Genomic DNA, 13,153 nt, shown 5'->3' on the forward strand with positions numbered 1-13,153 from the left:
TTTAGATTGGTAAATTTATCAATGTCATTGAAACGAAATAATAATCTACAGTTTCTAGAAATAGATGATTTTTATATCTGATCATTTTAAATTTTTCAAAAAAATTGCTATGTACATCTTTGTACATCCTATTGATAGCACAAGATAAATCAAAAATTCTTATTGAATGAGAAAAATGCTAACAAATTTTCTCAGAGAAATAAAAAAGATAATTGTTGATTATTCTATTTTATTCTTATCATATATTTCTATAATGAGTAACATCTGTTCAAGCAAAAATAACGGTAAGTTTAGAAGATTGAGTCAGGTAGTTACCTTTTATTATCGGCGGTAATAGGGGGAGTGAGTACTGCTTGCGGATAAAAGGTGAAGTCATTCATGAATGTTCAGCAGTTAAAAAAAATGGCAGCTGTTAGAGCGCTTGAATTTATTGAGGATGGTATGCGGCTTGGTATCGGATCTGGTTCGACAGTCAATGAATTTATTCGTCTTCTTGGTGAGCGTGTTGCGGATGGTCTGCGTGTGACTGGTGTTGCTACCTCACGATATTCTGAACAGCTCTGTCGTAAGTTTGGAGTTCCTGTTAGCACTTTAGAAGAAATACCTGAATTGGATCTTGATATTGATGGAGCAGATGAAATTGGTCCTCAGATGATGCTCATTAAAGGAGGAGGTGGAGCATTGTTGTATGAAAAAATTGTGGCATCGGCATCCCGTGAAATGCTTGTCATTGCTGATGAAACCAAGATAGTAAAAAGACTTGGTGCTTTTGCACTACCGATTGAAGTTAATTCATTTGGTATCCATACAACACGCAAAGCCATCGAAAAAGTTGCTGATGATTTCGGACTTTCTGGAGACATTATATTGCGAATGAATGGAAAAAATCCTTTTGAAACAGATGGTGGTCATTTTATTCTTGATGCATTTTGGGGATGCATTCTGCAACCCCAATTATTATCAGAGGCGCTTCTTGCCATTCCTGGCGTTGTTGAGCATGGTCTTTTTTTGGGGTTGGCTTCACGTGCAATTGTTGCTATGGCTGATGGACAAACAAAAGTTTTAGAACCATTTGATTTTTAGAAAAGATATTTACATGATGATATACTAGCACAATAAAAAAGGGTCTTAAAGACTTTAGGTAGAATAACAAATTTAAATTATAATTAACTATCAGGGTAATCATTAAATGAGAATAATATTTTCTTTTCCGCGTTTTGTCGCATATTGGGGTGCAATTACCATTTTTGTTGTGAATATTGGAATGGTTCATGCACAAGGTGTGAGTGATCAACATTTGGATTCAGCGCGAAAGGCGATCAGATCCATTCATGCAACGGATCAATTTGATAATTTTTTACCAAATGCGGTTCATGATTTCAAAAATGAACTAATCAGTGATGATCCGAATTTGGCAACAGCTATTTCTGATATTGTTGATAAGCAAGCGCTTGCTTTAGTTAAAAGGCGCTCTGATCTAGAAAAAGAGATTGCTCATGTGTATGCAAAATATTTTACTCAAAAAGAGCTTGATGCCATTACAGCATTTTATAATTCTGATACCGGTAAAAAGTTTTTGACAGAAGTCCCCAATATTGCACGTGATTCCTATTCTGCATTTGATGTATGGCGTTCTGCTCTTATGCAAGATCTTGTAGAAAATGTGAAAAAAGAGATGTCTGAAACACTTAATTTGAATAATTCTACTATACCTACAAAATCAGGATCTCCAGAAAACAAAAAATAGTTTGATTGATATCATGACTGCAATAGGCGATTTCTGATTTTTGTAATAGCGGCGGTTTTTCCGCCGTTTTTAATCTTTTAATAAGAATAAATCCTTTAAGAATATTGCTTAAAATGCTTCTTCAAAAGAAAAAAGACTTTTATTTGATAATAAATGATCTTAGCCTATTGTTTGTAGATATGTGAGAAGGATTAGTTCGTGGGTTCTTTTGATTTTGATTTATTTGTTATTGGAAGTGGTTCTGGTGGGGTGCGTGCAGCACGGCTTGTGGGAGCTCTTGGTAAGCGTGTCGCTATAGCTGAGGAGTATCGTATAGGGGGCACTTGTGTTATTCGTGGTTGTGTTCCCAAAAAACTTTATGTTTATGCGTCACAATATGCCAAAGAATTTAAGAAAAGTGTTGGTTTTGGGTGGGAATATGCGGATCCAATTTTTAGTTGGGAAAAGTTGGTTGCAGCTAAAAATAAAGAAATATCAAGGTTAGAAGGGCTGTATCGTAAGGGATTAGAAAATAACAATGTGCATATTTATGAAAGTCGTGCTACTTTTATGGATGATCACACATTAGAGCTTTCTGCCACGGGTGAGCGGGTAAGTGCAGAAAAAATTTTGATTGCAACAGGGGCAAAACTTGCACCAAATACGTCCATAGAAGGCGGTGAATTTTGCCTTACTTCTAATGAGATTTTTGATCTTAATCAACTCCCAAAATCAATAGTGATTGTTGGTGGAGGGTATATTGGTGTTGAATTTGCTAATATTTTTCATGAATTAGGTGTAAAAACAACACTCCTTCATCGTGGTGATTTAATCCTTCGTAATTTTGATCATGATTTGCGGCAATTGCTCAGCGATGCAATGATTGAAAAAGGGATTTCTATTCTCTATGGTATAACAATTTCTAAAGTACAGGCTGCAGAAAATTGTTATGAAGTTGTTTTGTCAAATGGGAAAATAATCAGTGCCGATCAAATTATGTTGGCTACGGGGCGTGTACCAAATACAACGGGTTTAAGACTTGAGCGGGCAGGTGTTAAGGTGAATGAATTTGGTGCAGTTGTTGTTGATGAGAAAATGACAACAAATATCCCCCATATTTGGGCTGTTGGTGATGTAACAGGTCATATTCAATTAACACCCGTTGCGATACATGGTGCAATGTGTTTTGTTAAGACAGCATTTGAGAATATTCCCACAACACCTGATCATGATTTAATTACAACGGCAGTTTTTTCTCAACCAGAGATTGGAACGGTTGGTCTTTCAGAAGAGGAGGCGGTAAAGCGTTATAAGCGTCTTGAAATTTATCGTACAGTTTTTCGTCCTATGCGTAATGTTCTTTCTGGTAGTTCAGAGAAAATGCTTATGAAACTCATTGTTGATGGTGAAAGTCGTATTGTTGTGGGCGCTCATATTTTAGGGGAAAATGCTGGTGAGATGGCTCAGCTTATAGGGATATCTCTCAAGGGTAAGCTGACGAAGGATATCTTTGATGAGACGATGGCAGTGCATCCAACGATGGCAGAAGAATTGGTAACGATGTATAAACCAAGTTATATATATGAAAATGGAAAGAAAATAGAAAATTAAGCAGCATATATTCTGGTGAAAAGTTTTTGATATGCCAAGCTGTAAGTTTAGTCTTTAGAGAGGGTGTAATGATAAAAGAATGGGGGCCTGGCTCTTGGAGAGAAAGGCCAATTAAACAAGTTCCGACTTATCCGGATAAGTCTATGTTAGAAGATGTTGAACGAAAACTGAGAAGCTATCCGCCTTTAGTTTTTGCCGGTGAAGCACGTGATTTAAAAAATGAATTAGCAGCTGTTGCAAAAGGACAAGCTTTTTTATTGCAAGGTGGTGATTGTGCCGAAAGCTTTGCAGAACATGAAGCTGATAATATCCGAGATTTTTTTCGTGTATTTTTGCAAATGGCGATTGTTTTAACCTTTGGTAGTTTTAAGCCTGTTGTTAAAATTGGTCGTATTGCTGGTCAATTTGCAAAGCCACGCTCTTCTGATATCGAAAGTAAAGAAGGGATTGAACTTCCTGCTTATCGGGGGGATATTATTAATGGCATTGAATTTAGAGCCGATTCTCGTATTCCGGATCCGCAACGGATGTCCATGGCTTATCGCCAATCTGCGGCAACACTTAATCTCTTGCGTGCTTTTTCACAAGGTGGCTATGCTAATTTAGAAAATGTTCACACATGGATGTTGAGTTTTGTTTCTAACAGTCCGCAGGGGGAACGTTATGAATTATTGGCAGAGCGTATTTCTGAAGCAATTGATTTTATGCGTTCTATAGGGATTACATCTAAAACGCATTCTTCATTGCGTGAAACATCTTTTTATACCAGTCATGAAGCACTTTTACTTGGTTATGAAGAGGCTTTGACGCGAATTGATTCAACTTCAGGAAATTGGTATGCAACATCTGGCCATATGTTATGGATTGGAGACCGTACACGTCAGATTGATCATGCTCACGTTGAATATTGTCGTGGTATCAAAAATCCTATAGGATTAAAGTGTGGCCCTTCCATTGAGCCTGATGAGCTTTTAAGATTAATTGATATTCTAAATCCTGAAAACGAGCCAGGTCGGCTTACCCTTATTACGCGCTTTGGTTATGATAAGGTTGAAAGTTATCTACCTAAACTCATCCGCGCCGTTGAACGCGAGAAGCGTGCGGTTATATGGTCATGTGATCCAATGCATGGCAATACAATTACTGTTAGTGGTTATAAAACGCGTCCCTTTGATTATGTTTTAAAAGAAGTCGAGAATTTTTTTGCTGTGCATCATGGAGAGGGAACTTATCCAGGAGGCATTCATATTGAGATGACAGGTCGTGATGTCACTGAATGTACCGGTGGGGCACATGCTATTTCTGTGGACGATTTATCTGATCGTTATCATACGCAATGTGATCCACGATTAAATGCAGATCAATCGTTAGAATTGGCGTTTCTTGTTGCGGAACTCCTTAAAAAAAATCGCGTGACTGACTCGTTAGCAATTGCCGCTGGGGGGTAGGCAAAAATTTGCCTAATATTTTTTAGGTCATTATGGCAGAAAAGAATTTTAAAAAATGATATTTCCGATGATGAAGAATAAAGTTATGGTTGTTAAACTGATGAAATGATACAAAGGCTTATGAAAAATGATTTTCGGGTAGCAATTGCCCAATTAAATCCTATTGTCGGTGATATTGAGGGGAATTTTTCTTTAGCTGTCATGGCGCATCAAAAGGCCAAAGAAGAGGGAGCTGATCTTGTTTTATTCACGGAACTTTTTATAAGTGCTTATCCGCCGGAAGATCTTGTTCTAAAACCTGCTTTTACAAAAACATGTGAAGAGACTGTTGAGAAATTAGCAAAGATAACCGTAGGCGGACCAGGAATTGTCATTGGACTTCCATTAAGACGCAATGGCAATATTTACAACGGTGTCATGCTTCTTGATGAAGGGAGAGTCATTGCCGAATGTTTGAAGTTTGATTTACCTAATTATGCTGAATTTGATGAAAAGCGTTTATTTTCTTCAGGTCCACGTCCTCAGCCTATTGTCTATCATGGAATTAAATTAGGAATAGTCATTTGTGAGGATCTTTGGAATGATTCCTCTCTTAGTACAGAGCTTAAAGATAAAGGAGCGGAAATTATTCTTGTCCTTAACGGATCTCCTTATTATCGTAATAAAACATTAAAACGTATAGACGTTGTTCATACACAGGCTCTACAATCTGGAGTGCCAATTATCTACGCTAATCAAGTAGGTGGTCAAGATGAGCTCGTTTTTGATGGTGGGTCTTTTGCCTTGAATGGACAAGGCAAAAAGATATTTCAAATGAAACACTTTGATAGCCATATTGCTTTAAGCCATTGGCAAAAAACAACGACGGGATGGCACTGTATTTCAGGTCCTAGTGAAAGTCTTCTCAATGGATTAGCGGCTGATTATCAAGCTTGTGTTTTGGGGTTGAAAGATTACGTTAATAAAAACGGCTTTAAGGATGTTATTCTTGGTCTTTCAGGAGGAATTGATTCAGCCCTGTGTACGGCAATGGCGGTGGATGCTCTTGGTGCTGAGAGGGTTCGCACCATTATGATGCCCTATCATTATACTTCGCAAGAATCATTAAAAGATGCCAAAGAATGTGCTGATCTTTTGGGATGTCGTTATGAAATCATACCGATTGCACAACCTGTTGAGGCTTTTTTAAAGACAATGGCACCTGTTTTTTCAGGGTTACCCTCTGACGTCACAGAGGAAAATCTTCAAAGTCGTATACGCGGTACACTTTTAATGGCGCTTTCAAATAAATTCGGCTCAATGGTGGTAACGACAGGCAATAAGTCAGAAATGGCTGTGGGATATGCAACACTGTATGGGGATATGAATGGCGGGTTTAATCCTCTTAAAGATATTTATAAAATGCAGGTTTATGCATTAGCGGAGTGGCGCAATAAAAATCACTTGCACAATTTGAGAGGACCAGAAGGAATGATCATTCCATCCAATATTATAGAAAAAGCACCCTCTGCAGAGCTGCGGGAAAATCAAAAAGATGAAGATTCTCTTCCGCCTTATCCTATTTTAGATGATATATTACAATCTCTTGTAGAAAATGACATGAGTATTGGCGATATTATTAAACGTGGGCATCCACGGGAAACTGTTGAGAAAGTTGAACAGCTTCTTTATGGTGCCGAATATAAAAGACGACAATCTGCACCCGGTGTAAAAATCAGTTACAAAAATTTCGGACGCGATCGTCGCTATCCCATAGTCAATCATTTTCGCGATAAAAATTGAGTATTATTTTATGGTTAAAGTTCGTTTTGCTCCCTCTCCAACAGGTTATATTCATATTGGCAATATCCGTATTGCGCTTTTCAATTGGCTTTATGCGCAAGCGCATAAAGGAGAATTTATTTTGCGCTATGATGATACAGATGTTGAACGTTCTAAACAAGAATATATTGATGCTATTGCTGTTGACCTTGAATGGCTTGGTATTCAACCAGATTCAATTTATTACCAATCTAAGCGATTTAATCGATATGATGAAGTTGCGGAAATTCTCAAACAACGCGGGTTTCTTTATCCCTGTTATGAGACTGCAGAAGAATTAGAGCGGCGTCGTAAAATCCAGCTTTCACGCAAATTGCCTCCTATTTATAACCGTGCAGCATTAAAATTGACAGAAGAAGAGAAAAAAAACTTTGAATCTCAAGGCCGTAAACCCCATTGGCGTTTTCTTCTTCCTAATTTTGAAAGTGATCCTTTACAAACAAAGCGAACAGAAGTTTGCTGGAATGATGCAATAAAGGGAAAGCAGACGATTGATTTGGCTTCTCTTTCAGATCCTGTTCTTATTCGTGAAGATGGAAGCTATCTTTATACATTGCCGTCTATTGTTGATGATGTAGATATGGCTATTACGCATATTATTCGTGGGGATGATCATATTACAAATACAGGCGCTCAAATTGCTCTTTTTAAAGCTCTTAATGCAGAATTACCGATTTTTGCTCATACCAATTTATTGGCGACAGTTTTAGGAAAAGGATTTTCAAAACGTAATAATGATCTTTCTATTCGTTCTCTACGGGAAGAAGGATTTGAATCTATAGCTGTTCAATGCCTCGCCGTTTTGATTGGGACATCACAAAATGTACATCCCTATCCCCATCAAGCAGCGCTTTTAGAGCATTTTAATTTACAAGATACATCAAAATCTGTTGCAAAATTTGATATTGCTGATCTTCTTTCTTTGAATAGTCATCTTGTTCATGAACTAAGTTATAAGGACGTTAAAATGCGCCTTAAAAAACTTTCTATTGAGGGAGATAAGGCGGAATATTTCTGGAACGCGATAAGAAGTAATATTGATAAAGTCAATGATGCTGTTTTATGGTGGAAAATCATTCATGATGAACAGAATTTTGATACAGTAGCACTAGAGGATCGTGCATTTATGCATCAATCACTCGATTTCTTACCTGAAGGTGCTTTGAATGAGGAAAGTTGGAAAATTTGGACAACAGCATTAAAAGAAAAAACAGGTCGGAAAGGAAAGTCTTTATTTATGCCATTGCGTCAAGCGCTTACGGGCATGGATCATGGACCTGAAATGGGAAAGCTTTTGCAACTTTTAGGGCGTGAAAAGGTAATAAAAAGACTCTCTAAGAAATAAGGGAAACTTTTAAAAGACATCTTTTATTTACTTTATGCTTACAGAGAGTAAAGGACGAGTCTATCTACGCGTTTTTATAAGCATGAATGCAGGAATATCATCACCAAATCCAAGAGGCGTGTAGTTCTTATTTTTTCGTGAGCGTTGTTGCTCAGATGGCTTCTCCTTATTATTTGCATTTTTGATATATTCTGTTTTATTCTCTTCTACAGATTTTTTAGTGTGAGCAACAGGCTCTTGTGGAGCAGTTTTCTTTGATGATTTTAAGGGCTTTTTCTTTACAACAATATCTTCTGTTTGATCATCTGTTATTAAAGTCGAGAGATCTCCATTGAGCCATTCAATTTTTTCATTACTCATTTCCTCAATGGCATTGATATATTTTTGATCAGCTTTTGTGACGATTGTAAAAGCTTTTCCGCTACGATTTGCACGCCCTGTACGACCAATTCGATGGATATAGTCTTCAGCATGTGTAGGAACATCATAGTTAAATACGTGGCTTACGGCTGGAATATCGAGACCACGGGCAGCAACATCAGAAGCAACCAGAAGTGTAAGTTTATTATTTTTAAAATCGGCTAGGGTGTTCATACGTGAATATTGGTCCATATCCCCATGCAATGCACCTACATTAAAGTTATGTTTAATGAGTGATCTAAGAAGTTCAGAGATATCCCTCTTGCGATTACAGAAAATAATAGCATTTTGAAGCTCGGTACCTTCATTTTGGATAAGCTCTCGTAGAACTGCTCTTTTGTCCCATGATTTATTTCCAGATTTAACAAGCCGTTGTGTAATTGTGGTCGCTGTTGAGGAAGCTTTTGTAACTTCAACAGATACCGGAGAATGTAAAAATTGTTTCGTTAGTTTTGTAATTTCTGGTGCCATTGTTGCAGAAAAGAACAAAGTTTGACGCGTAAAAGGTGTTAGTTTACAGATGCGTTCGATATCAGGAATAAAGCCCATGTCCAACATGCGATCAGCTTCATCAATAACAAGGATTTCAACGCCCATCAGGAGCAATTTACCGCGCTCGAAATGATCAAGAAGGCGCCCTGGTGTTGCTATAAGAACATCAGCTCCTCGTTCAAGTTTGCGATCTTGGAGTTCAAAAGATACCCCACCAATCAAAAGAGCAACATTTAAACGATGATTTATTCCGTATTTATCGAAATTTTCTTCAACTTGAGCTGCAATTTCTCTTGTTGGTTCTAAGATGAGCGTACGGGGCATTCGTGCTCTTGCACGACCTTTTTCAAGGAGAGTGAGCATAGGCAATACGAAAGAGGCGGTTTTACCCGTTCCCGTTTGAGCGATTCCTAGAACGTCTTTTCTTTGAAGGACGTGAGGAATTGTTTCACTTTGAATAGGTGTTGGAGTTGTATATCCCGCTGATTTTACAGCGTTAACAACCTTTGCGGAAAGACCTAAATCATCAAAACTGTTTAAAGATGGTATCATTTTTTTATCAATTGCTCTGTGATTTTAATTTTGCTATCTAAATGATGAGTATAACCAATATCCCCCACTCTTAAAGAGTTTTAAGATGCTTTCACAAAAAAACTAACTATAACAACCATATACACATAAAACGCACAATACAATCATTAATAGCGAAATTGTTCTGATAAAATGCGTTCATCCCATGAATGATTTGAGTCAAAAAGGATTGAAGCTGTTACTTCTGTTGCCATTGAAATAGTAACTGAATGGACAGATTTAACTTCAACATTATCAGCAGCAGCGTTAACAGGGCGTTTGTCAGGTTCAAGCATATCAAAGCGCACTGTTACTGTATTGGGAAGCAATGCTCCATGCCAACGCCGAGGACGAAAAGGACTAACGGGAGTAAGAGCCATAAGGGGGGCCATAAGGGGTAAAATAGGTCCTTGTGCTGATAAATTATAAGCGGTTGATCCTGCCGGTGTAGCGACGAGGACTCCATCACAATTTAATTGTTCCATGCGCACGTTGTTATCAATGGTGATACGAATTTTTGCTGCTTGATAAGATTGCCGAAAGAGAGATACTTCATTAATTGCAAGAGCTTCAATAGATTCTTGACATTCAGCTTTTGCAATCATGCGCAGGGGATGGATTTCTTTTCTATGAGCGACAGCAATACGATTAGGTAATTTTTTTTCATGAAATTCATTCATAAGAAATCCTACAGAACCTTGATTCATGCCATAAATGGGTTTGCCTGTATTCATGACGTCCCGTACGGTTTGTAACATTGTCCCATCACCACCGATTGCAACAACAATATCAGTTTCTTCCAGAGAAGAATGACCATAAACGGAAATTAATTTATGGGTAGCTTTGAGAGCTTCCTCAGTTTCTGCGGAAACAAAATGAAAGCGACTTGGTAATGTAATCATTTAGAAATTATCCTGATACTTACAGTTTATATTGTAACTTATTTTTTGAAAGTTTTGAAGTTGTAATAAAAGCTCTTTTAATAATAAAAGGAGTGTTGAAGACAAAAAAGCTCTTTCAAGATAAAGTATCATTGTAGAAAAATAAAAGGGGTGCGTAGTTAGATAATTTACAAATAAGTAATTTTTTTATTAGAATGGTAATTTAGCATTGAAGCTAAGAGGATGATTAGTTAAAAGATCACAATTAATTTTAATAATCGGTTTTAAGCACCCGTAGCTCAGCTGGATAGAGCGCTGCCCTCCGAAGGCAGAGGTCACAGATTCGAATTCTGTCGGGTGCACCAAACTTTTCAATTTCATATCATCCTAAATAACAACATTCTCCAAAAAGAAGCAGATTTCCTCTTTATGAAAATGGTCATTTGAGTTGTTCATTAAGTTTTTAGCGAATAAGTGAATGATTTTAAGAGAAGTAAAATTTTACAGTTGCGTATATAATTTTTCGCTTAGTCATTCTGAATATCGAGATAAGAAAGCAGGATTATCTAAATGCGCTTTCAATTTAACTACAAACATATATAACAATACATATTAATTAAATATGTTATTGTACAATTGATCCAGCGATGTTGACAGTAGATCGTTAAATATATTATTCTGGTCATTAAAATAGATAGTTCAATCCGCTTTTATTCTTAGAGCTATGCTGAGATGAAACGCCGATGAGAAATACCACCAGTTAAGGAAATAATAATCGTTAAGATTTGAATTGTTTCAAAATCGCTATGGTTTTTACATAAGGCTTTGTACTAAGTTAGAAGAGTTGAGATTAGGTAAGAATACGCGATAATTCATTATTTTTATAGCTATTTTACCTTTCAGTGCGCGTTTTGTTAAAATTTATTTTGACACTTAAAATTGCAAAAAATCGGAATTTAGGGAAAAATTGAGAACTGATGACTCGTGCCAGCAAAGCTGGGATTGACGAATAGTATTTAGAAGCTTTTAGCATTTATGCTGCCAAAGCGGCTATGGCTTTTGATATGAATGGGGGATTAGATTGGTGAATGCTTTGCCAGATTGCGCAATGTCTTCAAACTAAATCAAGTTCAGATCACAATGAAATTGCGTGTGAAGGAAATAAAAAATCAAAGGTGTACCTTGCATTTTGATCAGTTGTTATGTTTTCTAAAATCAAAATGCAATGTCTGCACTTTGGGTGGGAGAGAGGAATAGGGACAACTTGTCCTAATTGCTTAAAGAACAATAGGATCAAGTTGATCCAATTGCATGAGTACAGCAATAGGGTAGTGTTTACCCAATTCCTCAAAGGAGCAACGGTGCAAACGTTGCACAAGTGCAGACTGAAGAGCAATGCGGTCAAGTTGACCCAATTGCTTAAATGTTTCTCTCTTTAATAATATATCTGAATAATGTGTTTGGGACATGGAAAAATTCTCAGTCAATTTACTCTAAAAGAGATGAACACATCTTATATACGCTTCTTTTATATACGCTTCTTCTCAAATAATGTGATTCCGACTCAAGAACGTATCATCTCAAATTGCGACCTTTAAGAGAAAAAATAAAGACGCATTAAAGAGGTTTTAAATGATCTTTGAAAGGTCTTTGAATACCCTGTGAAAAATTTTAAAAAGTCTGTGAAAACCTAAAAAAACGCCTTTGAAGACCCTGTAAAAAATTCGATACATCGTGAAGTTCACTCCAAAATCAGCCAAAAATGACCTAAAAAGCAAAAAAGATATGCGCCATATGGCGCGTTTCTATTTTTCGTAAATATAATTATTTAAAAACAATATGTTATTTCATTTTCTTGATGTAAAGAGAAACGCGCCTGTATTTTTCATTTTAGAGAGGCATTAAGCCGTATCTTGTGTAGTTTCTAGATGTACTCTTTCAGCCTCTAGTTGACGCTTTAAATGGATTTTAAGAAGAGGGAAAGTTGCTTCGACTTCTTCTGTGTCGTTGATGTTTTGAACAAGCTCTTGCAATTTTATACAAAGCTCTGCCGCGAGTTCCGCTATATCTTCAGGGGGGAGTTTTATATTTGCATCGCGATAGGTTGTATAAGCTATGCGACCGAGTTTTTTCATGAGTCCAGCAGGGATAGTTTGTGGTTTAAAACCTGCTGTTTTCGCTTTTGCCATGTCACTAAACATTTTGCCTTCACCCGTAACAAGCCAATGAGGATTAATGTTATAGACTCTATGGTAAGCGTTAATTGCTGAGGATGTTGGCTCGTGCGCTCCGATTTTATAATTGGCAAGGGTAGTGCGTTGTAAATTAAGGCGTTGCGCAAAAATACCCCGTTCTTCATTCCCGAGTATTCGCCGTACTTCACGTAGATGTTTTGCGAGTTCTGTTTTTGGTTCTTTTTCAGGGCATGCCAAAAAAATCACTCCAAATGCCAAAAAACTGTTTACAAAGACACCGAATCTTTAAAAAAGTCATGTAAAATCAAAAAGTTATAGCATGATAAAAATGCTATAGCGGAGGAGGTGGGATTGCTATATTTATATAAAATCAATAAGTTATATAAAAGTTAGGGAGTTTTGATTCCATTGATTTTATTAACTTATTTCTCTGTCTATCCCGAACCTTTTTGTAGCTTATTCTCAATCATTTTATCCAAATATGCAACCAGATTTTCCAGTATCTTGCTTGACTCTTATTTTTATTAATCGTATAGTGTTGGTATACGATAAGGGGCGTTAATGGCGATTGTGAGTTTCAAGCATAAGGGCTTAAAATTATTTTATACAACAGGTTCCACAAAAGCTATTCGACCAGATCACGT

General features: G+C 36.9%; 10 protein-coding genes and 1 tRNA gene. 7 read left to right on the forward strand and 4 right to left on the reverse strand.

The window, feature by feature from the left end:
* Window positions 1–378 precede the first annotated feature (378 nt).
* From rpiA to gltX, 6 genes are all read left to right on the forward strand, one after another.
* On the forward strand, window positions 379–1,083 hold the full coding sequence (rpiA, locus tag ACFIMQ_RS06820; RefSeq protein ID WP_375610643.1) for a ribose-5-phosphate isomerase RpiA: 705 nt from the start codon (window positions 379–381) through the stop codon (window positions 1,081–1,083).
* 106 nt (window positions 1,084–1,189) lie between these two features.
* Window positions 1,190–1,747, forward strand: coding sequence for a DUF2059 domain-containing protein (locus ACFIMQ_RS06825; protein WP_375610644.1), 558 nt, complete (start codon window positions 1,190–1,192; stop codon window positions 1,745–1,747).
* Window positions 1,748–1,945: 198 nt separating this feature from the next.
* Entirely contained in the window at window positions 1,946–3,337 is a 1,392-nt protein-coding gene (gene gor / locus ACFIMQ_RS06830) for a glutathione-disulfide reductase (RefSeq protein WP_375703650.1), read from the forward strand.
* Window positions 3,338–3,405: 68 nt separating this feature from the next.
* Window positions 3,406–4,785, forward strand: coding sequence for a class II 3-deoxy-7-phosphoheptulonate synthase (locus ACFIMQ_RS06835; protein WP_375703651.1), 1,380 nt, complete (start codon window positions 3,406–3,408; stop codon window positions 4,783–4,785).
* Between the two features lie 120 nt (window positions 4,786–4,905).
* Complete coding sequence (locus ACFIMQ_RS06840; RefSeq protein WP_375703652.1) at window positions 4,906–6,567, forward strand: NAD+ synthase; 1,662 nt, start codon at window positions 4,906–4,908, stop codon at window positions 6,565–6,567.
* Window positions 6,568–6,577: 10 nt separating this feature from the next.
* Window positions 6,578–7,951, forward strand: coding sequence for a glutamate--tRNA ligase (gene gltX / locus ACFIMQ_RS06845; protein ID WP_375703653.1), 1,374 nt, complete (start codon window positions 6,578–6,580; stop codon window positions 7,949–7,951).
* A 60-nt stretch (window positions 7,952–8,011) separates the two neighbouring features.
* On the opposite strand, the gene ACFIMQ_RS06850 is transcribed toward gltX, so the two are convergent.
* Both ACFIMQ_RS06850 and ACFIMQ_RS06855 read right to left on the reverse strand, forming a co-directional pair.
* A complete protein-coding gene (locus ACFIMQ_RS06850; protein ID WP_375703654.1) occupies window positions 8,012–9,415 on the reverse strand; it encodes a DEAD/DEAH box helicase in 1,404 nt (467 codons plus the stop codon).
* A gap of 146 nt (window positions 9,416–9,561) precedes the next feature.
* Window positions 9,562–10,335 (reverse strand): NAD kinase, encoded by a 774-nt coding sequence (locus tag ACFIMQ_RS06855; protein WP_375608554.1) that lies wholly within the window; start codon window positions 10,333–10,335, stop codon window positions 9,562–9,564.
* A 267-nt stretch (window positions 10,336–10,602) separates the two neighbouring features.
* Here ACFIMQ_RS06855 and ACFIMQ_RS06860 point away from each other — a divergent pair.
* Window positions 10,603–10,679 (forward strand) — tRNA-Arg (locus tag ACFIMQ_RS06860).
* Between the two features lie 912 nt (window positions 10,680–11,591).
* Here the strand turns inward: ACFIMQ_RS06860 and ACFIMQ_RS06865 are convergent.
* Window positions 11,592–11,783: a hypothetical protein gene (locus ACFIMQ_RS06865; RefSeq protein WP_375616808.1), complete on the reverse strand. Its 192-nt coding sequence runs from the start codon at window positions 11,781–11,783 to the stop codon at window positions 11,592–11,594.
* Between the two features lie 432 nt (window positions 11,784–12,215).
* Window positions 12,216–12,746, reverse strand: a complete 531-nt coding sequence (locus ACFIMQ_RS06870; protein WP_375703655.1) for a transcriptional regulator — start codon at window positions 12,744–12,746, stop codon at window positions 12,216–12,218.
* Between the last annotated feature and the right edge of the window lie 407 nt (window positions 12,747–13,153).

This window comes from Bartonella sp. AD13SXNS (assembly GCF_042196465.1).
Classification (GTDB): domain Bacteria; phylum Pseudomonadota; class Alphaproteobacteria; order Rhizobiales; family Rhizobiaceae; genus Bartonella.